The following is a 19824-nucleotide window of genomic DNA, read 5'->3' on the forward strand; positions in this document are numbered from 1 at the left end:
CAGCATCACCATGAATGAACCGAGAGCCGGCCGGCTGGGGAAGATGCGGGCGCGCTGGGCTAACTTCTCGGACACCGTGCGACCGGTGTCATCTCGGTAGACCAAGATCCCCGCGGGAATCATCACGAGAGTGACCAAAGAGGATTCCCATAGCAGCGGGAACTGATGCGGTGTGCCGACGAAGATCGAGCCGAACGGCATCAGCTGCGAGTAGCTGTACAGACCTGTGCGGATCGCTGCGACTTCGAGAAACATGTCGACGATGAACCCCACCACGAAGATCAAGAGGCCAAGACTGATCAGCGGATGGTGCCAGACGAATGAGTCAACCGGCCGTCGAGCCTGAATCTTGCGGAGAACCCAGGCCGCCGGGAAGTATGGGCCGAATTGAAACAGTACGTAGCCGAAGACGATGAACGGCTCGACAGTGGGAGAGAGCGATACTAACGGCCACGACTCCGGCCAGTGCCACAGCCGCGGGTCGTAAACCGCGTACGGCGCCCAGTTCATAATCGGGTCCTGCCAGACGATGAACGTGGTCACAATGGCCATGAGTATGTATGGGTGCGGGCCATAACGACGCCAACCCCATACGCAAACCGCGACGACGATGAGCATCACGATGAGGGTGCCAACCTGTTCAACGGCGAGCCAGTGGCGAAAGCCGAGCAGGGGCCTGACGGGACGTGGTACACCCGTCACTTCTGGATTCCCGACCCGCGCGTCGGGATAGTCGCGGGCATTCCATGCCACAGCCGCGATGGCGAGGACACCAAGAGGCCAGAAGACCCAGCGCCAAAGGTTGCCTTTCCTAGAGCCTTCCGGAACTGTCGTCGGCCCCTTGGACGATGCGGTTGTCTGCTCGGCGGTCACTATCGATCCTCACAATCTCTTGTTTCACTTGTATGTGTGTGATCACGCGTTGCCTGCTCTGGTCCTCACCGACCATTCCTCACAAGTATTTGTTCCGTGGAAAGATTGCAATTGCGTTGTGGTGTCTAGCCACTCAGATACAGGTCGATCATCTCCACCAAGCCGCTTGTGACCGTCGAGTCATCGCTGAGCGGGCCGGCGATGGCTGCACGCGCGGCGACGCGAGGCTCAAGGCCCTCGGCAATCAGCCGGCCGGCCGCGATGAGTACACGCGTCGACGCCACTTCGCGTAGTCCTGCCGTCTCCAGCCGACGAATAGCCTGTCCGAACCGGACCAGCTCAGCAGCCCGCTCCGGCCCGACGCCCGACTCGCACGCAACGATCTTCTCTTCGACATCAATTGGCGGAAAATCAAATTCGATTGAGACCATCCGCTGGCGAGTTGAATCTTTGAGATCTTTCAGCACACTCTGGTAGCCGGGGTTATACGACACCACCAAGCAGAATTCAGGCCCTGCATCGAGCGTGACGCCAAGCCGCTCGATCGGCAACTGGCGCCGGTAATCCCCCAGCGGATGCAATACGACGGTGGTGTCCTGGCGTGCCTCGACGACCTCATCCAAGTAGCAGATCGCACCTTCACGCACCGCACGAGTGAGCGGCCCATCAACCCACTCAGTCTCGCCGCCTCGCAGCAGGAAGCGGCCCACAAGGTCCGCGGTAGTCAGATCGTCGTGGCACGCGACGGTGATCAGCGGTCGGTCGAGATCGTGGGCCATTGCCTCGACGAACCGGGTCTTGCCACACCCAGTCGGGCCCTTCAGAAGAATCGACAAACCTTGGCGATAAGCAGCTTTGAACACCCGTTCTTCGTCACTTACAGGGACGTAGTACGGACGGGTGTCGACTTTGACACCATCAGTCAGTGTCATTTACCCCGCCAACTGTCCGCATGTTTCGGTGGCGCCCGCCGCGAACGATGTCAGGCTGATTCCCTTGTAGTGATTGACAACTCGCGCGTAGGCGCACTTGGGCCGCGCAAGCGGCGTGTCGGTAAGGCCACGGGGCAACCAGCGGTAGGCGATCTGCAGGAGTCTGGTCAGGACCGCGAATTCCAGCTCATGGCGGCGCGTCCACCGCATCGGAAGTATCGCCCGCACCAGGGGATGCACGATGCCGAACCCCAGGATTGCGGCAACATGACCTCCGAGTGGTCCTAGCAGTCTCCACAGCGGTTCGGTGAGAACAGACATTTGCTTGGGTCGCCGCGGGTGCCGCAGGGCATTCACGACGATGTCGAGAGCCTGTGTGCGCTTGAGCTTCTCGGTCGCCATCTCTTCGTAATACGCGGATAGCTCGTCATAGCGATCTGCCAGTTGTCGTGCACGACCTGGCATCTGTAGATCTTCGGTTAGCGCCCGGTAGCGGTCCCAGATCGCCTGGTTGTCAGCGGCGCTGAGCTTTTCGCCGGTCATTGCCATGAAGGCCCCGCGGTACATAAAGAAGATGCTGATGAGGTTCCAATTCCACGGCTCGGGACTCATCGCGCTGTAGCGAACTCCGTCGGGCCCGACGCCCTTGATGTCGCGGTGCAGGCGCACGAGACGTTGCATCTCTTCACGACGATCGACATCGTTGGCGACGAACGTGAGTTGAAAGGATGCGGCCGTGCGACGCCCGCGCGCAAACGGGTCTTCTCGAATCCGCGCTGTATCTACTAGGGAAGCCGACACGGCCGGCAGCATCATTTCGTCGAAGAGTGCTGGGGCGAACAGCACAAGGAAGCGCGAACCCATCGCGCGCTCGAACCGATCAGCCACCGAGCCGACGCATCGGTCACCGGAGTCGCCGACGAGGACGGGCTTGACCTCATTGCCGATCGAACCGACCGACATCAGCACCTCCTACGCCCTAGTTCTGGTGCAGGTCGGCCCCAGAAGTTATTGTGGTGCCAGACTGCACCACAAATGTGGTTAGGTCAAGGGAAGATGAGGCACAATGCGGTTGATGGCTAGTGCGACGCGCGGCTACGGCGGCATCACGGCCGAGGAGCGCCGCGCTAGTCGGCGCGGCGCACTGATCGAGGCTGCGCTCGATCTGTTTGCCGAAGGTGGCGTCCGAGCAGTCTCGAAACGTGCGGTGTGTGCACGCGCGCGCCTCAATGATCGCTATTTCTACGAGCATTTCACGGACTCAGATGCGTTGTTAGAAACTATCGTGCGGGATCTCACCGCGTTGGGATTGGAGGCCGTGGGGGCCGCTACACGTGAGACCCCGACTGACATTCGGGGGCAAATTCGGGTCACTGCGGACGCGGCTCTCGAATTTCTGACGGCTGACCCCCGGCTCGCAAAATTGCTGATCGGGTCCAACACCTCCGACGCCCTACAGCGCGCCCGCTTAGAAAGCACCCGCGCGATCGCCGCCGCGATGTCCGCAGGCACCAGGGAACTTCTCGGCCACAACGCCGCCAGCCAACTCAACACCGATCTTGCTGCTTTTGCAGTCGTGAGCGGTGCAATTGAGGTGACCACTGCGTGGCTACGCGGTGAGTTCGACACAAGCCGCGAACACGTCGCTGACCTCGTCGCCGGCTTGCTGCTGGCCACGGCCGACATCTCCACAGGACTCCCCGAATCCGTCAGCCAGCCCAGATAGCCGCGTGAGGTAAAGAAAAAAATCGTGTTGGTGTGTGGTCCGTTCGAGTTGGAGGTTCCCCGTGTCTAATCCCGTTGATGTGGTCCGCGAGTTCTGCGCCCTGATGGAACGTCGCGATCCCGACGCTCTGCGCCCTCTGCTGGCTGACAACGCCATTTATCAAAATGTTGGTTTGCCGGCCTTCAGCGGAGTCGATGCCATCGTGGAGAATTTGGGTGCTCAGTTCTCTATGTTCCCCGACGCTTATGCATTCGAAATCGTCAATATCGCCAATAACGGTTCAGTCGTTCTGACCGAACGCCTCGACTACATCCAGACCCCCGATGGAGCCAAGCCAGCCATTCCGGTGATGGGAACTTTCGTGGTCGGAGATGACGGCAAGATCACCAGGTGGACCGACTACTTCGATCTCAACCTCACAATCAAACTCCTTCAGGGCGAAGACATCAGCGCGCTGGTTCCATCCGCGTCTGCGACATGACCGATGAGCGACCGCGTTTCGCAAAGCTGGAATGTACCAACAAATCACGGAGCAACCGTACTCACTGTTGCTGCCCAGCGGGCCGCTGAGACTGCACAACACAGTCCGTTCAGTCGGTTTTCGTCAACACCAATGCTGCTTCGTTGTAGGGAAACAGACGATAGAACAGTCTGGGTGCCGGCGTGACAAGGGGCGCGGCCTCAGCCTTACTGACGATGCGCGGGCTGCCCAACGCGAGGGCGTTGCCCCGCTTGTGCAGTACGGTCGGCCCGCCGGCCAATACGTTTTTGAGCCAGTCCGTTTCGGGCCCGTAGCCGATGAGAATGACGAAACCGTCCCGGGTCTTGAATACCAAGAGGGGCGTTCGATAATGCCTGCCTGACTTGCGTCCGGTGTGCTCGAGCGTCCCCAGGCATGGAAGCCACGGTGTGAGCGAGCGAGCCACAGGATTAGTGACACGGCGATTGAACAGTGCGACAGCACGGGGCACTCGCATGAAAATCCCTTCTCGCCACATGCAGTTCTGGTCCGCCCGGGTGACTGCGGTGGGCTCGGCGCAAACCTACGTCGTCGGAACCTCTTTGGGCCGATCCCATAACGGCTCGCCCAATTTGGCACGTATTTTCCCCCACGGGTCGGCGTACTGACCGGGTGCGTTCCGATACGGCGACCTGCGCGCCATGACCAGTCGCACAAGCGGGGCGATGAGTGGGCCCGGGTAGCGCAACAATCCGTACTTCTTCGACAATTCGGCCCGCAGTTCGGGCCACGAGTGGTTCTGGAACTGTAACGCCTCTTGAGCGCGGGTGGTGTCCATCCAGTCGGTGACGAACCAATCGTCGTCGCTGTTCGGATCCCCGGGGCGGCCCGGTGGCATGGCGCCTGGTAGACCCAAAGCCGCGACGAGGTCTGAGGTGACCTCGGCGTAGGTCAATCGGTGGGAATCGTCTCCGCCGACCAGCAGGATCTCGCGAGTGACGTCGGCGGTGGTCGCCGCGGCGAACGCCCAGGCGACGTCGCGAACATCGACTGTCTGCACCCGACCGTCGCTGGGCACTACGGATTGCAGGTACGCCATGTCGGCGCTGACAGGCAGTGCCCTGAGATCCGGGCCGACCACGGCCCCCAAACGCAGGACCACCCATTCCAGCGTCGATCCCCGCACAATCTCCTCGCCCTCGGACTTCTGTCCGCTGTAGACGTCGTAGGGCCGCATCGGGTCCTCCGCCTTCAGGGGAGGGGTCGTGCGGTACGGGTTCCGGGGACCCATCACGGTGATGCTCGACGCGTGGACGAATCGCGGTGGCTTGCTTTGCCCTTCGGCAACGCGAACCAGGTTTGCAGTGGCGTCCACATTCACCCGTCGCGCGACTTTGGGTATCGGGTAGATCGCCGGCGCGATGACCGCCGCTAGATGGATGATCGCGTCCGGGGCGACGTCGGATACGAGACGCTGCACCTGCTCGGGATCAGTGAGGTTGGCCCACCGGGACTCGACTCCGCCCGGTAGCTTCTGAGCCGCCTTCCGGTTGGCAGGTGTATCGAGGTCCGTCGCCACCACCCGGCGGCCGAGTTCGGCCAGTCTCCGGACGGTTGCCGAGCCGACCAGGCCGAAGGCGCCGGTGACGAGGACACTTCCATTCGGCTCAGTGCTCATGGATGATTACTCCTCGAATATTGCGGCCGGCGAGCATGTCGTCGTAGGCCTCATTGATGTCGTTGAGCTTGTACTCGGCGGTGACGGTTTCGTCGAGCAACAGCTTGCCGCTTCGGTAGAGGCTGATGAGTCGAGGGATGTCGGCGCGCGGGTTGGCTTCGCCGTAAAGGCTTCCCAGGAGGCGCTTTTGGAACAGCGTGAACAACGTCAGCGGCAGCGTCGGCGTCACGTCGGACATCGATGCCAGGGCGGTGACCACCACGGCACCGCCTTTCCGCACCGCATTGAGCGCGTCATTGATCATCGCGCCTTCGAGCACGCCTGGGGTGAGGATGGCCGAGTCGGCCATGACTCCACGGGTAATCTCGCCAACTAACTGGATGGCTTCCTCCATCGAGGTGGCAAAGTGAGTGGCTCCGAACTGGAATGCTTTGTCGCGCTTGCTCGGCTCAATATCGACCACGACGATGTGCTCCGCGCCCGCCAGCCGCGCGCCCTGAATGGCACCGCTGCCGATGCCCCCGCAGCCCATCACGAGCACCACATCGCCGGGAACAACATTCGCGGTGTTGACGGCCGAACCCCAGCCGGTGGTGACGCCGCAGCCGAGAAGGCACGCGCGCGACAGCGACACATCGTTGTCGATCTTGACTACTGAGGCTTCCGACAACACACCCCATTGCGCGAAACTGCCGACGCCGGAGAGCGCTCCGATGCCCCGTCCCCTGGCTCGGCGCCGGAAGGTGCCGTCGGCCTGAACTCCCGCGAGGATGGTCGCCCCGAAATCACACAGGTTCTGACGACCCGTGGCGCACCAACGGCAGCGACCACACGCCGGCAGGAAGGACGTGACCACGTGGTCTCCCACAGCTACATCGCGCACTCCCGGGCCAACCTCTTGGACGATTCCCGCCCCTTCGTGTCCACCTATCAAGGGAAAACTCACCCCGAACATGTCGCCGGTGCGGATATGGTGGTCGGAATGGCATAGACCGGTGGCTTCGAACTCGACGAGTAGCTCCCCCTCCCGCGGCGGATCGAGTTCGATCTCTTCCACCGACCACTTTTCGTTCAGCCCCCACAGAACTGCTCCATTGGTCTTCATGGCGACTCCTTGACGATATGTATGGCACGCTCGGGGCAGTTCGCGATCGCGTTGTGTGCGCGGTCTTCCCATCCGGGAGGAACATTTTCCACGGTGACGACGGCGGTCCCTTCGTCGTCGATGTCGAACAGTTCGGGATACGCTGCGTAACAACGGCTATGGCCTTGGCACATTTCTGAGTCGACACGAAGTTTCACCGCTCAGTCCAATCCGCCTGGTCTGGTTCCGATGACTCCTTTTTCTGTGAGCGCTGCGATGGATGCGGCGTCGAGACCGAGTAAGTCGCCGAGGATGCTCGCGTTGTGCTGCCCCAACGTCGGCGCCGTTGCCCCATACCAGTTGTCAACGCTGCGGTACTTGAAGGGAATTGCCGGCACGTGATGCCGCCCCACGATGGGATGGTCGAGGCTTTCGAAGAAGCCTCGTGCGGCCAGCTGAGGGTGCATCGAACCGATCCTGGCGTCTGCTAAATCCGCAGCCGGAACACCATATTCAACGAGCATCTGTGCAGCGGCCGAGGAATCCTGGTCGCCGGCCCATTGTTCGAGATGCTTGTCAAGCACATCATGTGCCCGCACACGCCCTTCGTGAGTGTCCAACGCGGGGTCGTTCGCCCAATCCGGTTCGCCCAGAGCCGACTTCAGTAGCCGCCACTGCTCGTCCGTGGCGACCGAAATCGCCAGCCACCGCTCTGTCCCCGCGCATTGATATAGCCCTTGCGGGGCGGCGTCACGGCTGCGATTTCCTAGTCGCGAGATCAGGTTCCCGTAGGCGCTGTATTCAATGACCTGCTCGGCGGCTGCATTGAGCGCGGACTCAACCATCGATACTTCGATGAAGGCCCCTTGGCCGGTCTCGTCGCGTCGCCGGAGGCCGGCGAGCATGGCGAAGGCGGAGTGCATTCCCGCCAGTGGGTCACACGGACCGCGGGGGATTCGCGGCTGGTCGTACTCGTGGCCGGTCACCCACGCCATCCCGGTCATCTGCTCCATCGTTTGCGCGAAACCCACATTGTTGCGCCATGGCCCGTCGAGCCCGAATGCGGGCATCCGGACCATCACTATTCGAGGGTTCTGCTCATTTACGGACTCCCACGTGATGCCGAAATTATCGAAGACGCGTGGCGAGAAGTTCTCGACCAGAAGGTCCGAGCATTTGACGAGTCCGAACAACAGCTCGCGACCTTCGGGAGAGGACAGGTCGAGGGTGAGCCCTCGCTTATTGGTGTTGGTTGCCAGGTACATCCCTGACCGCTCCCACCACTCAGGCTGACTGGCGAACGCCGCGGCCGCCATCCGTGCTCCGTCAGGGTGGTCCGTCGACTCCAGGTGGATGACGTCAGCGCCTAGCGCGGCGAGAATGTGGGTGGAGGAGGGGCCCGCCCACCACGCTGTCGCGTCGATGATTCGTACGTCCTCCAGCGGAAGTCCGGGTGCACGGTCGGCAGCGGTCGCAATCCTGCTGTGGGCGGAGACTTTTGCCATTTCGCCGAGCGGAGGAGCGCCCGCGGTTGGGGCGGGTCGCACGCCATTGATCTGGTAAGGCGCCAACGGGTGGGTAAAGCTGCCGTCGGCGTACGTGGCCCACACGCGGCGCGCCGCGAACTGAGGGTGGCCCAACACGGTCTGGCCATTGTTGACTGGTGAGACGGGGATCCGCAGATCGGAGGCCAACGCGACGATCTCGTCGGTGGAACGTCGCGTCGTCCATTCCCGCACCATCTGATTCCACTCGTCCCGGCGCTGCCACCGCGTCGTGGCGACTGCCCAGGCCTGGTCCTCATCAAGCAGGTCCAGTCGGCCGATCATTGCCAGGAACGACTCGAATTGTTGGCGGGTATTGGTGTTGAAGCCAACCCATCCGTCCGCGGTCGGTTCGATGGAAGGGATTTCAACCTGTCGGGCCGGCACGGTCAAAGGGGGACGACCGGCCAACTCGTGGTAGAGGTCAGCGAACCCGCTGGCGCTGAGGTGACACGTCTCCAACAATGAGCAGTCGATGATTTCACCCGGTCCGCCGAGTTGGGCTCGACGCAACGCGGCAAGCGCTCCGACGGCTGCATAACTGGCCATGACCCATTCGAAGACTCGACCGCCCGCTTGAATGGGCGGTTGGTCCGGACGACCCCGCAGCGCCAGGGTGCCGCTCTCGGCCTGAATCGTGAACTCCGTCGAGGGCCGGTCCCGGTACGGTCCGGTCAACCCGTACGCAGACAACGCCACGATCACCAGATGCGGCGCCCGCCGCAGGAGGGCCTCGTGGTCGAGTGCCCCAGGGCCGAGAGATTCGACGAACACATCGGCGGAAACGATCAGCGCCTCCAGGTCGGGCAGCGAAGTGCCAACGACTGAACGCTTGCCGGCGTTCAAAAAATTGAACAACGCGCCGTCTTCGCTTCGATCGCCAGACATTCTGCGGCGGAACGGATCCCCGTCTGGGGTTTCAATCTTGATGACCTCTGCTCCGAGGTCGGCGAACAACTTGGTGCAGTACGGGCCGGTGATCTCCGTCGCCCACTCGACAACACGAACCCCACGCAGAGCGTTCATCGCCGTGCGACTTTCCGCGTCAATGTTTTCGAAAGTGAGTTACTTGCGCCGCTGAGTGCACACACGCCACCTTCTGTCCTCACGCTCGTACCGATCGAGCAAGGGTGCTCTGCATCCGCATGGCTGCGCCCTGGCTGGCAACGACGCTAGCGACGAGAAAGCTAGGGTGTCAAGTGTGACTCGATAACCTTGGTCGCGAGCGGGGTTCGTCGGAGCTTTAGTCGGCAGCACGCACCTTAGGGGCCCGTTGGACCCGCCCGCCTCGCTTGGTGGGCGGATCCGCAGTCGGCGTGCTCACGCCTCTGGCGAGGATCTGGGAACCCAGTTCGATCTGCGCGCGGATATCTGATTCGCCGGTACCAAACCAGCGCGGTCCGAGGCTCGTTGTGAAAATGATGAAATTAGCCAGCAGTTCGGCGAACAGCTCGGCGTCGACGTCGGCCCTGATCTGCCCCGCGGCTTGGTAGTGGCGAACGCCTTCGGCAATAACGGCCGTGCGGCGTGCGTGATTCGGTTGCAGCACCCGCATCGAGAAGTCCGGATCCGATAGCGCCTGACCGGAAATGTCCCAGCCGGGAACACCGCTGTCCCGATCATCGATCCTCAGTCTTGCGAAGAAAAGCTGCTCGACATAGTCCTCGAAGCGCGCAGGGAGGGCCGCCACGACTTGCTCTTCGGCCTCACTGACGAGGTCCGCGATCTGTCGAGAAACAACTTGCTCGAAGATGCCTTGCTTGTCCCCAAAATAATGAAACAGCATTGCTTCCGAGCAGTCGGCGCGACGAGCGATCTCCTTTGTTGGCGCGGCCGCGTATCCCGCTTCGGCGAAGACCTCAGCAGCCGCTTCGAGGAGGGCTCGTTGTTTGCCGTCCTTATCGCGAACTCGCCGCCGCGCGCCTGCAGTCATCACACATACTTTAGCGAGGACCCTTCGACTGAGGGAAAGCTCGCACGCGCGCGTTCCACGCCGGCGCGCGGATCGTAAGCGTGCTCAGGTAGTTATCGAGTGCGACTTGACCTCCATGCAGCCGACGATTTACTGTGCTGCCAAAGCTAATTTCGGCGTGTGCGAGAAATTCGAGGGCCGGCGCAGATGGCACATCGACGGTGGCGCGAGTGCGGTTTAGCCGCAATGTGGACGACCCGTGGTTGGAGGCTGGCTGTCGAGACTGAGCGCTTCCTCTCTCCCGGCATGCCCGCATTCGGGTTCGGAAAGGACTACCTATGGTGAGCAAATCACCGGAGGAGCATGCCCGGAATTTCGATCTTCGTCACGAAGATTTCGGCGACCAAGAATTCCTCTACGAGGTCTACGCGGTGATGCGGGAGAACGGACCGTTCAGCCACCAGGATGTCCCTTTCCTGGGACAGACTCCGGGGGGCGCGTGGGTCGCCACCCGCTACGACGACTGTTATGAGATCTTGCGTGATTGGCGCAGCTTCTCCAGCAAGCCCGTCGGCGGCAACCCGACGTCGTTCGGCGACATCGTGATCAACTTGGATCCACCACGACAGCAGCAGCTTCGCAAAGTTCTCAACCCATATTTTTCCCCGGGCCGGATGAAGGACCTGGAGCCCCAGGTGCGCGCGATTACCGATGGGTTGATCGACAATTTCATCGAATCGGGACGCGGCGATCTCGCCGACGTCGCATGGCAGCAACCCGGGATCGTGTTCTTCCGGCATTTGCTCGGCATGCCCGTTGAGGACGTGCCGCTCTACATCGAGGCCGCTGACCTCGGGATCAATGGTGAGAGCGAAGAGGTCCGAATCGGTGCGATGACGAATCTCTACCATCGCGTGCGCGACGAGATCGACAAACGGCGTAGTGAACCGCCGCGTGACGACCTTATCGATGTCTTACTCGCTGCCGAGATCGACGGCGAGAAGTTGAGCTTCGACGACGCTGTCGCGAATGCGCTTCTGCTGGTGCAAGCGGGGCTTGAAACAACCTCTAGCGCAATGTCGTTCGCCTTCTTCTATCTGGGCACCCATGCTTCGGAGCGCGACCGACTCGTACGCGAAGCCGAGTTGATGCCCACAGCGATAGAGGAATTCATCCGGTTCGCCGGTTCGGTCCACGGATTGCATCGCTCAGTCGCCGAACAGGTTCAACTAAGCGGCCAGAAGTTCTGTCCCGGGGAGACGGTCGTCGTAAACTATGCGGCCGCCAACCGCGACGCGCGCGAGTTCGACGAGCCGGACAAGTGCATTCTCGACCGACAGACAAATCGCCACCTCGGCTTCGGAGCCGGCGTCCATCGCTGCCTAGGTTCCAATCTCGCCCGACTCGAGTTCCGGGTGGGCGTCGAACAGACCCTCAAACGGATACCCGACTACGCCATTCCGCCAGGGGCAAAGGTTGATTTCCACGGGAATTCGGTCACTCGGGGCTACCGCGCCCTGCCCGTCGTCTTCACGCCGGGTGCCCGCGTCGGCCAGTAAGGGACGGTGAACAACCGCCCACATCATTTCGCAGCCAACGCAATAGGAATTTTCACCTGAGGAGGAACCTGTGGACAAGCAAGATCTTCAATGGATGATCTCCGTCGATGACCACATCATCGAGCCGCCGAATCTATGGGTCGACCGCGCATCGGCCGCCGACCGCGATCGAGTGCCACACGTCGAGCGCATCGACGGCGTCGATACGTGGGTCTACGAGCAAGCGCGCGCGTCGGTGCTGGGCATCTTGGTCGCGGCTCACCAAAGGCCGGCCGAGTATTCCCCGCTGCCAGTGAATTACGACGCTATGCCCCGCGCATACTTCGACCCGGTGGCCCGCATCCCTGACATGGACGAGGATCATGTGATCGCGGGACTGAACTTTCCGTTCTTCCCCCGGTTCTGTGGTCAGATGTTCGCCCACCTCGGTGACCGCGACCTGGGTCTCAAGTGCGTGCGGGCGTACAACGACTTCGTCATCGATGAATGGTGCGCGGCGGCGCCCGGTCGCTACATCCCCATGGTCATCGTCCCGTTGTGGGATACCCGTTTGGCCGTCGAGGAGGCGCTACGGTGCGCCGGCAAGGGGGCCAAAGCCATTGCCTTCTCGGAGAACCTGCACCCGTTGGGATTTCCGTCTATCCACTCGGGGGCATGGGACGACTTCTTCGCGGTGGTGAACGAGACGAAGATGCCGCTGTGCACGCACATCGGATCTTCCTCGGTTAGCCCGACCACATCTCCTGACGCACCTTTCGGCGTTCAGGCGGTCAACATCAACCTCAATCTCGCGAACTCAACTACGGATTGGTTGTTCTCGGGCAAGCTGCAGAAGTACCCCGACCTGAAGATCGTGCTGGCCGAGGGCGGCATCGGCTGGATCCCCTACCTCATCGAGCGTGCAGAACACGTCGCCTCCGACTACCAGTACCTGCGCACCAACAATTGGGCGGTTGATCCGGCCACGATGCGCTTGACCCCGGTGCCCACCAATCCCGAGATTTTTCCGGAGTCACCGCGCCAGCTCTTCCGCGACCACATGTACGGCTGCTTCATCGAGGATGACTTCGGGGCGGCCAACCTCGACTCCATCGGCGTCGACAATGTGATGATTGAAACGGATTATCCGCACACCGACAGCCTGTGGCCCAACTCCCTTCAGGCCGCCCATAAGGCACTCGACGGCCGGTCCGACCTCGACAAGTACAAAGTGCTGCAGGGTAATGCACGCCGGGTCTTCGACTTTGAGCCCGCCGCGTATCCGACCCTGGCGTAATCTGCGGCTGACGGATTCGTTTGATGCGTGAGTACCAGAGCTTCATCGACGGTAAGTGGTTGAGCGACAACGCTATCGGCACCATCGATGTTATCGATCCGTCGAATGAAGAGTTGATCGGCCGAGTCGTCGATGGTGGACCAAAGCAGGCGGCAATGGCGATCGAGGCTGCCCGGCGAGCTTTCGACGAAGGTCCGTGGCCGTGGATGTCCGTCCGGGAGCGGGCGAAGATCATCAAGCGATTCGCTGAGATCCTCGATGAGCGCAAAGCGGAGCTTCGGGAGCTAGTCGTCGCCGAGATCGGCTCGACCGGCTTCATCACGGACCTGATTCAGGTTGGCGGCGCCATCGAGGCCGCCCACTACTATGGCGAGTTCGTCGAACACGATGTGACGTGGGTGGAAACACCCGGCGGCCCTGTGGTTTCGCCGACCGGCCTGGGGGGCGTGACGGTAGTTCGTGAACCGGTCGGGGTGGTCGGCGTCATCACTCCATTCAACTTTCCTTTCTCGATAAACATTCAGAAGTGCTTGGCCGCGTTGGCCGTCGGCTGCACTGTGGTACTGAAGCCCCACCCATGGACTCCGATGAACGCCCTGGAGCTGGCCAAGGTTGGCGAGGAAGCGGGCCTGCCGCCGGGAGTGTTCAACGTGGTCGTGGGCGGTGCCGACGTGGGAGAGGAGCTGTGTACGCACCGAGGCGTCGACATGATCGGGTTCACCGGTTCTACGGCGACCGGTCGACGCATCCGCGAGCTTTCGGCGGCAACGATGAAACGCACACAGCTGGAGCTAGGCGGCAAGAGTGCGCACATCGTGCTCGACGATGTCACCGAAAGTGACGTTGCGGGAATAGGATTCGGACAGGTGCTGATGCATGCCGGACAAGCATGCACCGTCACGTCGCGACTTCTGTTGCCCGAGCATCTGCTCGACGCGTATGTCGAGGGTGTCAGAGCCATGGCTCCAATGATCACGGTGGGGGACCCGCGTGATCCCACGACTGTGGTTGGCCCGCTGATCAGGGATCAGCAGCGTCAACGAGTTGAATCCTTCGTTGAAGCGGGCCTACAAGACGGCGCGCGGCTGGTGGTCGGCGGCAAACGTCCCGAACATCTCGAACGCGGCTTCTACTACGAACCGACGGCATTCGTCGACTGCCGCAGCGACATGCGTTTGTGCCAGCAAGAGGTTTTCGGTCCCGTTTTGGCGGTGATGACCTATCGTTCCGAAGACGAGGCCATCCGCATCGCGAACGACTCCATCTACGGTTTGGCAGGTCTGGTAATGACTCGCAACGCCGCGAAGGGATTCAACGTGGCGAGGCAGGTCAGAACCGGCACCATCATGGTGCAGACTGTCGCACCCGGTGTCGATCTAGGAGCCAATCCGGGCGGAGGGCAGGGCCCAGGCTGGTCTCTACCGGCGCGCGGGATGTTCAACGGCGGGGGGCCATTTGGTGGCTTCAAGCAGAGTGGGCTTGGCCGAGAGCAGGGGCGCTGGGGCTTCGAGGAATACACCGAGCTGAAATCGATCACCATGATGTAGCGGGGCACTGCACCTTCGACGACGTGGCGCGGATCCGCGTCGGGACTTGGGGTTGGAAAGGTCGCGCTATGGAACTTCTCAAGGATGTCCGAGTCCTCGAGGTGTCACTCTTCTCCGCGGATGCGCTGGGTGGTCATCTGGCTGACCTCGGCGCAGAGGTGATCAAGGTGGAGCCGCCTGGCGGCGGGGGTTTTCGCGGTTCGGCGGTTTCCGGCGGCGAGCTGCAGGACTCGCACTGGAACCGGGGCAAGAAGAGTGTGGCGATCAACTTGAAAACGTCTGACGGGCAAGATGCGTTTCGCCGCCTGGCCGCGAAATCGGCGGTGATGATCGATGGACTACGTTACGGAACCGCGCCGCGGCTGGGCTTCAGCTACGACGACATCGTCGCAGTCAATCCGACAGTCGTCTATTGCGTGCTCAATGGCATGGGCAGCTATGGGCCCTACACCCGATTACCCACTCACGGGCTGTCCTTCGACTGTTTCGCCGGCTTGAGTCCGCCGATCATCGACGCGGACGGAACGCCACGCCTTTCTGGCGCGGCGACAGGGACGACAGGTGTTCTGGCGGGACCGCTATACGCAGCGATGGGCGTACTCGCCGCGTTGCGTGCCGCCGAGCGCGACGGGAAGCCGCAGTACATCGAAGTAGCGCAGGTCGATGCGGCGATCAACTGGAACTTTCAACACCTCACAGCACTGGCGAACGGTCAACCCACCTATGGCGAGGGAATCCGCGCTTCGCTTCGTTACCAGTACTACGAAACGAACGACGGCAACTACGTGGTGTTCAACGCCCTGGAGGACAAGTTCTGGCTGAGATTCTGCGAGTCACTCGACAGGATGGATCTCTACCAACCGGGGCGCCAGAAGCCGGCGAAGGATGTCGAGGCAGAGGCCCGGCTGCGCGAGGAGCTAACAGCAATCTTTAAATCCCGCACCCGCAAGGAATGGACCGACTTCTTCATTGCGACCGATATCGCAGGAGCACCAGCATTTTTGGGAGCAGACCTCTTCGACGACGACCACGCGAAGGCGCGCCGACTCGTCTACGAGCAGGCCCAGCCGGACGGGACGCTTCAGCGATTGATCGGGACGTGCATCAAGACGAAACCCGACGAACGATTTGCACCGCCAGCGGCGCCGCACGTCGGGCAGCATACGGAAGAGTTACTCGGCGCCCTGGCGGGCTACGACGCGGCCGGAATGGAGCGCCTTCGTTCGTCGGGTGCAATCTGAACGTCGGCGCGTGCCGCACTCGCGAAGTTTGCTCGTAACGGCGTTGTCACACTCGCGGCAACAGGTGACGCTTCCTGACATCGCCAGGGCGCCGAGTAACACCACGTCCGTTGAAACCTCGTGAACCCCCGACGGCCAACGCAGTATCGGTGTCGACTCCGGCTTTCAAGCGTCGCTCGAGCCCTGCTTGCAAGCGGCGGTGCGTTTGAGGGCGCTTCCATGTTGATGCCATCAACACCTTCAGCGTATCGGCAGGTCGATTCACGTACTTTCGCGTCGTTTCGCGTACTCTAATTTCGCATTTTCCCAGCTAGCGCAACTTTCGCGACGGGCTCGATTCCCGGCAAGCTCCACCGAGAATGTGAATCGAACGCTATCGTCGCGCAGGCAAAGCTTCGTTTGCTTTGATTACCGCCAGTGAACTCTCACGATGGACTTTTGCAGCTAGATGAGGAGCTCTCATGACCTATCGCCGTCTTGCTTGGGCGCTCTGCGCGGTGATGGCGGCGGCCATCATTCCCGTCGAGGCCCACGGCGAGCCGCCGACGAAGTGTCTGACCAACACTCCCAAGGGCAAGCAGGTCTACGTGCCCTGCGATCTGCTCAACGCCGGCGCCAACTTCCCACCCGGGCAGCGTTGTCCTCCACCACTCGAGCAGTACCCGAAAGATGTGGCGGACTGGTGCGGCGAAGGCCCAGGCCTCGCGAGTACTACGCCCACGACTCCCACGACGCCGACGAGTCCCACGACTCCTACGAGTCCGACGGCGCCAACCAGTCCGACGACTTCGACGACCCCAACGAGTCCGACGACCTCAACGAGTCCTAGGACCTCAACCAGTCCGACCTCGACGAGTCCGACGAGTCCTGCGACCACGGCGAGTCCTACGAGTCCGGCGGCTCCAGGCGATGCCGGGTGAGGACGTCCTCCATGAGCGGTGGTGGTGTTGCGATGACCAAGCAGTCCCAGCCGCCGGAGCGTCGCCCGGTTGACAGTTACGGAATCTCGTACACAACCATCTTGTCGGCGATGCCGCGCAGCGCGGCCTCTTTCCGAATCGGCCGGATCGACTCCTTTTCCAGGATGGCGGCGACGCCGGGCGCGTCGATCACGGGGCCGGTGATGTGGATCTCCTGCGCGGTTGACAGGCTCTGCACCCGGGCCGCGATGTTGACGGTCTGGCCGAAATAGTCCTGTCGCTCGTTGAGCATCACCGCGAGACATGGCCCCTCATGGATCCCGATCTTGACGACCAAATCGGACTTGCCGCGCTCGGCATTGAGCTTGTCCATCGCGGCCCGCATCCGCAAGCCCGCGACAAGCGCGTGGGCCGGCTCGACAAAGGTCGCCATCACGGCGTCCCCGATGGTCTTGACCACGGCGCCCTTTTCGGCCGCGACGATTTCCAGCAGCGCGTGAAAGTGCGCGCGCACCAAGTCAAACGCGGCGAGGTCGCCGACCCGCTCGTACAACGCGGTCGACCCCTTGAGGTCGGTGAACAGAAAAGTCAACGAGGTGATTTTGAGACGCTGATCAATTTCGAGGTTGTCGGCCTTGAACACATCGCGGAATGTCTGGTTCGACAGCATTCGCTTGGCGGTGAGGAACGGCCTGCGCTTGCCCAGCACGCGGTGGAGCGCGTCGGCCCCGACAAACACGGTGGGCAGCGTCCGCACGGCGGACTGATTGTCGAGCGCGAGCCGCAGCGGACCCGGACGCAAGGTACTCGACTCGGTCGGCGGATGCGCTTTGTTGAAGATCAGCCCGAGCTGCTGATGTTCCTCGGTCGGCTCGCCCTGGACGTCGATGAAATGCGCGGCGTGCGTCACCGGGTCGAAAACGATGATGAATTCCGGCGGAAGCTGGATAGACAGCACCGCCTTTTCGCCGGCGGGCAGCTCCAGCGCATCCAGTGTCACTTCCTCGGTCAGCGAGGCAAAGGAATCCCCATCGAGATCGATGCCCGAACTCCAGAACACCTGCTTGTAGTAATCCCAGAGCGGCAAGGTGTTGGGATCGTGGGCGGCAATCCGCCGGACCTTGGGGCTGACGGTAAAGGCCACCTCGACCTGCTCGTCGACGGAAGGCTCGTAGCCGCAGGCGCATAATCCGCAGCGATAGTCGTCATCACGCAGCGATTTCAGGGTGTCGTGCGCGTCCAGTACGCCGCTGCAACCGGGACAAAGCACATTCCAGGTGAGATCGAACAGGCCAATCCGTGCGGCATGCAGGAAGCCGGAGATCACCTTTTCTTCGTCGAAGCCGGTGCGCTTGGCGAAATCCAGTGCGTTGATTCGGTTGAGCTCATGATCTTCACCGTCTTCGATCAGCCGTGCGATGGCGTCCGCGACGGCCCGATCGGCGGTTTCCTTGAGCACCGAAAGCTGGGGCAGGGTGTCGCTCATCACTTCAACCTAAATGGATCGCCGCGACCAGGCACTAGAGATTTCGCTGACTCACCGGTGCCGATTCCCGGCAGCTCCTCAAGAGGAACGGCCGCCCCTGCAATTGGCAGAGACGCGTCAGCGGAAACGAACGTTCAACGTCGCCAAGCCGAAGATCTTTCGGCCACCGGACTTCGCCCCGACCAGGACGACACCGGTGCGGGTCTCCGGGTCCAGTGATTTGACCTTGCCGCTGAACTCGATATCGCAGCCCTCTTTGGCCGACACGATCGCGGGTGCCGAGAGCCGTACCGCGTAGCGGGTGACCGCGCCGGGGTCGCCTGTCCATGTGGAGGCGAATCCGGCACCTAGCCCCATGGTGAGCATTCCGTGGGCGATCACGTCGGGCAGGCCGGCCAGCTTGGCGATCTCCTCGTCCCAATGGATCGGGTTGGCGTCTCCGGCCACGCCCGCATAGTTCACCAGGTCCCCGCGAGACAGTCGGGTGTGATGCACCGGTAGTTCGTCGCCAACCTTCACGTCCTCGAAGGACGGCGTCCCCGGCGTGCGAGTGCTGCCGTGCTCGGCGATCCGAATCTCGCCCTCGGGGCGCACTGTCTTCTCGTACGCGTCATCGGCTTCACCGACCGCGGTGAGGTCCACGTCATGCATCATGATGTTCGGCACTGCCAGCTTGATCGCGGGATCGACATCCTCGGCGGTGACTCCGACGACGGTGGTGTGCAGGGTGTGCACCCGCTCGCCGGCCGCGTCCGTGAAAGTGTTGGTCACGGTGATCAGGTCCCTACCTGCGATCCTGCGCACCGACGTCAGTTCGACGTCAATGTGCAGTTCGTCGCCGGCCACGATCGGTCGGTGCTGTTCGAACAGCTCTTCGGTCTGCATGTAGGTGTCGTAGCCGACGACGACCTGTTCGAACATGCGGCGATTGCAGGTCATGCCCGGCGTCGACGTGAATGTCAGCGGCGCCACCAGGTCCGGATATCCCAGCTCAGCAGCTGCGGCGACGTCCCAATGCGCAGGGTGATAGTCCTGCACGGCGCGCGCGTACTCGCGTAACTTCTCGCGACCGACCAGGTAGGTGCCGTCCATCTGGTAGTAGTGGCCGACCCGCGATTCGAGCGCCGACGCTTCTGCTGTGGTCATGAATTGCTCAACTTTTCTATCGGCCAGTTCGGTGAGGCCGACCAAAGCACAGTAACGCGCGTTGCGCCGAGGATGACGTCCGCGAATTCCCTACGCCGCGCCGTGTCGAAACCTCGTGGTTATGCCAGGCACGTACCCGCGCAACTTTGACGCCGCCTACGAAAGTGATTGTCGCTGCCGGCCTGTCAACGGCACTGGCTAGCGATTAGGAAGCGTCGCGCAGGCGCGTCTCCACATCCTTGATTCCCTGACGCAGGTGCTGGGCCAGGTACCACTCCTCGCCGCTATGGGCATCGCGTAACGCCACGTCCACTGCCGATTTGGCATCCGAGAGGTGTCCTCGGCGTTCGTCCCCGTGAGTGGTGATGGCATGAAGCACGGCCCCCACGGCCTCCTGACACGCGTTCGCGAAACCGCTGAGATGTGTGACCGCCATGCTG

At 61.9% G+C, this 19824-nt stretch carries 19 protein-coding genes; 7 read left to right on the forward strand and 12 right to left on the reverse strand.

What is annotated here, in order from left to right; genetic code table 11:
* The 3 genes from A5652_RS27240 to A5652_RS24340 form a co-directional block, all read right to left on the reverse strand.
* On the reverse strand, nucleotides 1-873 hold an 873-nt coding region (locus A5652_RS27240), incomplete at its 3' end, for a spirocyclase AveC family protein (protein WP_082984067.1).
* A gap of 125 nt (nucleotides 874-998) precedes the next feature.
* Nucleotides 999-1805, reverse strand: coding sequence for a CbbQ/NirQ/NorQ/GpvN family protein (locus tag A5652_RS24335; protein ID WP_067358054.1), 807 nt, complete (start codon nucleotides 1803-1805; stop codon nucleotides 999-1001).
* The gene (locus tag A5652_RS24340) at nucleotides 1806-2768 is read right to left on the reverse strand and encodes an oxygenase MpaB family protein (protein WP_232001409.1); all 963 of its coding nucleotides are present in this window, start codon (nucleotides 2766-2768) and stop codon (nucleotides 1806-1808) included.
* Between the two features lie 112 nt (nucleotides 2769-2880).
* Between A5652_RS24340 and A5652_RS24345 the strand changes: the two genes are divergently transcribed.
* The gene (locus tag A5652_RS24345) at nucleotides 2881-3531 is read left to right on the forward strand and encodes a TetR/AcrR family transcriptional regulator (protein ID WP_067358137.1); all 651 of its coding nucleotides are present in this window, start codon (nucleotides 2881-2883) and stop codon (nucleotides 3529-3531) included.
* A 61-nt stretch (nucleotides 3532-3592) separates the two neighbouring features.
* Nucleotides 3593-4012, forward strand: a complete 420-nt coding sequence (locus tag A5652_RS24350; protein ID WP_082984063.1) for a limonene-1,2-epoxide hydrolase family protein — start codon at nucleotides 3593-3595, stop codon at nucleotides 4010-4012.
* A 109-nt stretch (nucleotides 4013-4121) separates the two neighbouring features.
* Here A5652_RS24350 and A5652_RS24355 read toward each other — a convergent pair whose 3' ends face one another.
* From A5652_RS24355 to A5652_RS24380, 6 genes are all read right to left on the reverse strand, one after another.
* Nucleotides 4122-4508, reverse strand: coding sequence for a nitroreductase family deazaflavin-dependent oxidoreductase (locus A5652_RS24355; RefSeq protein ID WP_067358141.1), 387 nt, complete (start codon nucleotides 4506-4508; stop codon nucleotides 4122-4124).
* 66 nt (nucleotides 4509-4574) lie between these two features.
* On the reverse strand, nucleotides 4575-5669 hold the full coding sequence (locus A5652_RS24360; protein WP_067358061.1) for an NAD(P)-dependent oxidoreductase: 1095 nt from the start codon (nucleotides 5667-5669) through the stop codon (nucleotides 4575-4577).
* On the reverse strand, nucleotides 5659-6774 hold the full coding sequence (locus A5652_RS24365) for an NDMA-dependent alcohol dehydrogenase (protein ID WP_067358064.1): 1116 nt from the start codon (nucleotides 6772-6774) through the stop codon (nucleotides 5659-5661). The genes A5652_RS24360 and A5652_RS24365 overlap by 11 nt, the downstream gene beginning before the upstream one ends.
* On the reverse strand, nucleotides 6771-6971 hold the full coding sequence (locus A5652_RS24370) for a ferredoxin (RefSeq protein ID WP_067358068.1): 201 nt from the start codon (nucleotides 6969-6971) through the stop codon (nucleotides 6771-6773). Before A5652_RS24370 ends, A5652_RS24365 begins: the two co-directional genes overlap by 4 nt.
* Before the next feature lie 3 nt (nucleotides 6972-6974).
* Nucleotides 6975-9323, reverse strand: a complete 2349-nt coding sequence (locus A5652_RS24375; RefSeq protein WP_067358071.1) for a CaiB/BaiF CoA-transferase family protein — start codon at nucleotides 9321-9323, stop codon at nucleotides 6975-6977.
* 217 nt (nucleotides 9324-9540) lie between these two features.
* Nucleotides 9541-10230, reverse strand: a complete 690-nt coding sequence (locus A5652_RS24380; protein WP_067358075.1) for a TetR/AcrR family transcriptional regulator — start codon at nucleotides 10228-10230, stop codon at nucleotides 9541-9543.
* Between the two features lie 317 nt (nucleotides 10231-10547).
* Here A5652_RS24380 and A5652_RS24385 point away from each other — a divergent pair, with 317 nt between their 5' ends.
* From A5652_RS24385 to A5652_RS27935, 5 genes are all read left to right on the forward strand, one after another.
* On the forward strand, nucleotides 10548-11768 hold the full coding sequence (locus A5652_RS24385) for a cytochrome P450 (RefSeq protein WP_197514096.1): 1221 nt from the start codon (nucleotides 10548-10550) through the stop codon (nucleotides 11766-11768).
* A gap of 70 nt (nucleotides 11769-11838) precedes the next feature.
* Nucleotides 11839-13044 carry an amidohydrolase family protein gene (locus tag A5652_RS24390; protein WP_082984064.1) on the forward strand — a complete coding sequence of 402 codons (1206 nt, stop codon included), beginning with the start codon at nucleotides 11839-11841 and terminating at the stop codon, nucleotides 13042-13044.
* A 23-nt stretch (nucleotides 13045-13067) separates the two neighbouring features.
* A complete protein-coding gene (locus A5652_RS24395) occupies nucleotides 13068-14591 on the forward strand; it encodes an aldehyde dehydrogenase family protein (protein ID WP_067358078.1) in 1524 nt (507 codons plus the stop codon).
* Between the two features lie 23 nt (nucleotides 14592-14614).
* Complete coding sequence (locus A5652_RS24400) at nucleotides 14615-15832, forward strand: CaiB/BaiF CoA-transferase family protein (RefSeq protein ID WP_232001400.1); 1218 nt, start codon at nucleotides 14615-14617, stop codon at nucleotides 15830-15832.
* 682 nt (nucleotides 15833-16514) lie between these two features.
* Nucleotides 16515-16661, forward strand: coding sequence for a hypothetical protein (locus A5652_RS27935; protein ID WP_156745526.1), 147 nt, complete (start codon nucleotides 16515-16517; stop codon nucleotides 16659-16661).
* A gap of 167 nt (nucleotides 16662-16828) precedes the next feature.
* Here the strand turns inward: A5652_RS27935 and A5652_RS24405 are convergent, their stop codons facing one another.
* The 3 genes from A5652_RS24405 to A5652_RS24415 all read right to left on the reverse strand — a co-directional run bounded on the left by A5652_RS24405 (nucleotide 16829) and on the right by A5652_RS24415 (nucleotide 19820).
* The gene (locus A5652_RS24405) at nucleotides 16829-18238 is read right to left on the reverse strand and encodes an adenylate/guanylate cyclase domain-containing protein (RefSeq protein ID WP_067358085.1); all 1410 of its coding nucleotides are present in this window, start codon (nucleotides 18236-18238) and stop codon (nucleotides 16829-16831) included.
* A 117-nt stretch (nucleotides 18239-18355) separates the two neighbouring features.
* The gene (locus A5652_RS24410) at nucleotides 18356-19384 is read right to left on the reverse strand and encodes a fused (3R)-hydroxyacyl-ACP dehydratase subunits HadA/HadB (RefSeq protein WP_067358151.1); all 1029 of its coding nucleotides are present in this window, start codon (nucleotides 19382-19384) and stop codon (nucleotides 18356-18358) included.
* 205 nt (nucleotides 19385-19589) lie between these two features.
* Nucleotides 19590-19820, reverse strand: a complete 231-nt coding sequence (locus A5652_RS24415; RefSeq protein ID WP_067358089.1) for a hypothetical protein — start codon at nucleotides 19818-19820, stop codon at nucleotides 19590-19592.
* Nucleotides 19821-19824: the final 4 nt, after the last annotated feature.

The organism is Mycobacterium sp. 1165178.9 (assembly GCF_001673555.1).
In the GTDB taxonomy this organism is placed as follows: Bacteria; Actinomycetota; Actinomycetes; order Mycobacteriales; family Mycobacteriaceae; genus Mycobacterium.